General features: G+C 55.2%; 2 protein-coding genes. One reads left to right on the top strand and one right to left on the bottom strand.

What is annotated here, in order from left to right; all coding sequences use genetic code 11:
- Positions 1-198: 198 nt before the first annotated feature.
- A complete protein-coding gene (locus LCF40_RS23020) occupies positions 199-1,959 on the bottom strand; it encodes a transposase (RefSeq protein WP_224830447.1) in 1,761 nt (586 codons plus the stop codon).
- 105 nt (positions 1,960-2,064) lie between these two features.
- Here LCF40_RS23020 and LCF40_RS23015 point away from each other — a divergent pair, with 105 nt between their 5' ends.
- Positions 2,065-2,412: a DUF7964 domain-containing protein gene (locus LCF40_RS23015; RefSeq protein WP_224830446.1), complete on the top strand. Its 348-nt coding sequence runs from the start codon at positions 2,065-2,067 to the stop codon at positions 2,410-2,412.
- Positions 2,413-2,513: the final 101 nt, after the last annotated feature.

Here is a 2,513-nt window from a genome sequence, read left to right as displayed (position 1 = left end):
CACGCCTCTGGGATGTAAAGCGTCTACAAACGAATCGCGGTAGAATCAGATGAAATCTGAGGCGAATTCTGTCGAATCTACGTGACAATCTGTGATTCGGTGAGCAAGATGTGCTGAGTGGCGTGCAACATGCGATTTTGGAGTCAGAACGCGAGTCCTGCGGCTTGCCGCAGGCGAGCGACGACGGACGCTCTCATCTCAGCCGCCTTGTCGGAGTGACTGACCGACCGCCCGGACGAACGTCCTGGCGGTCACGACCGGCGGCGACCTGATCTCACGGTCTGTTCCGACCTTCACCAAATAATCGGTGAGTCTCCAGAGATTATACAACAGTGCTGCGAACGTGAAGCTGAACAACCGAACACGGTAGTCCTTCGAGGACGTCTTGGGCAGAAACGACTTCACCGACTTGTACTGGTTCTCAATGTCCCAGCGCCGGCTGTAGCTGTTGGCAACGTGCTTGATCTCGTCGAGAGCGACGTGATCACGGTTGGTCACGAACACCGCATAGGTTCCTTCAGCCTCCTCGTCAGTCGCTGGCACGTACAGAAACTCCGCTTTGTGGTGGAGTTCGCCATCAATGGCGAACGGAACATCGTGCTTGACAGCGGCGTCAACTCCTTCTTTGCTCTTGATTTTCCCGATCGACTCGTAGTCCTCTTCGTACTTCGGCACTGGCGTCATGTACACAAGCCCGCGATCGTGGATCGTCGCGTACACCTCGTTGCTGTAGAATCCCCGGTCCAGGAGCACTTCGTCGAGATCGACGTACTGCTGGGCTCTGTCCAGCAGTACGTCAACTATGTCCGCCTTCGAATCAGCCGGGGCATCATCCGGTTCCCATCCAGAGCGTTCCTTGACCGGCTCGATACCCAGGATGATCGGGACATCGTTCCCGACGATCGTGATCGTCGCGAACGTGTATCCGTACTTGATCTCGCCGTCATCTTTGTACCCGCTCACCATGGGAGGATACTCTGCTTTCGGGATTTTCTCGTCCTTGTCGATCCAGGGCCAGACGTGATAGGGAACGTGTGTGAAATCGACGGCCGCCACGACGTGGCGGTCGTCGAAAGGATCCTCGTGACGAATCGTCTGGAGAATGTTTTCGGTCGCTGCATCGAACGACGTCATTACGGCCTCCCGGTACAGTTCGGTGAACGCGACGATATCCTCGATCTGTAACTCCTGAACGGAGCCCGTTACTTCCTCGTCGGTCGGCGTCGCGAACTGCTTGATGACTCGGAGAAACGTTGAGTCGTCACAAACCTCGTTCTCCTCGAGAAACCAGCCAGCTTCTCCTTCCGAGTGAGCACTGCCTTGTGTGAGACACGCGTTGGCGAACAGATCGAGGATCTGTTCGTCCTCGTAAACCCTGTTTTCAGCCCTGTCAGAGTCGAACTCGGCGAAGCCGTGTCGGCGAGCGAGTTCGACGACTTTGCTGCCGTGCTCGCGCACATGTGCGCGAGATACTGCCGAATCGGTTTCATCGTCGTCAGCTTCTTCTTCGTCTTCGTCCAGGTCGATCGGAACCAGCGCGTCGGAGATAACGTCATGATCGCGGGCTTCAAGCGCTATTCCCTTCGCAGCGGCTTCGAGCGTGGTCTTCGTCTGGTCGCTGAATTGGCTCCAAGCATATGAGAGGTTCTGCTGAGTCGGTACCTTCCTCAAGCCCAGGTGCTTCAGCAGTGCTGGACGGTTCTCAAGGCGATCTGCGACCTCGCTCTGAGCGAGGTCGTAGATCATTCGGTAGATGTAGATCCGTGCCATCGACTCAGTTCCGAACGTGACCTTGTGCTGTTGACGGGCGTCAGTCAGTCCATCGATGGGAATCGAGACGTCTCCGAGAACACGCCAGAGATGATCAGCTGTTTCACAGACTTTCTCGGCGTGGAGGACGATCGCCCCCGCCAAGGCGGGGGCATCGTCGTCAACGGCGGGCGTGATGTCAGGTTTCATTGGGTTGCTCCGGTGTGATGAAACCGATGAAGGGGCGCCCTATTAGCACCCACACTGGAGCTCACACCGAACAATTATTTTTGCGCGCTCGGCCTTACTCTAAGTATGGTTGAAGAAGGCTCTCTTGCCGAATCACTACCAGACCGCCCTCTCAGGAATACTGAGAGAGACGCACTCGAACGACATGGCCGTATCCAGTCAATAATGCCTCAGGACATAAAATTCGATCCAGAACACGGAGAGATAATGGACACTGCACTGTTCATTGGCGACGACTGGGTCACAGCCGTGACCTACGAAGCAGGTCACGGCTGGAAAGTGATCTACAAGAGTGATATGGACGACAATATCCTCGCCGATGGCTATCTGCGAAGCGAGGAGCTCTATGACGAGCATCCAATTCAGCAAGGAATGGATGCTATGAACGCTGTCGCATCTGAAGACGAAGAATAAGCACTTCCTCACAAACGGTTTCTCTCAACCTCTCCGAGGGCGATAGTGAGAAGCATATCAATTGACTGGTGGTTTGTAGAAATACACATCCCGAACTTGTG

Source organism: Saliphagus infecundisoli, assembly GCF_020177375.1.
GTDB lineage: Archaea > Halobacteriota > Halobacteria > Halobacteriales > Natrialbaceae > Saliphagus > Saliphagus infecundisoli.
This window is presented reverse-complemented; position numbering and strand designations above follow the sequence as displayed.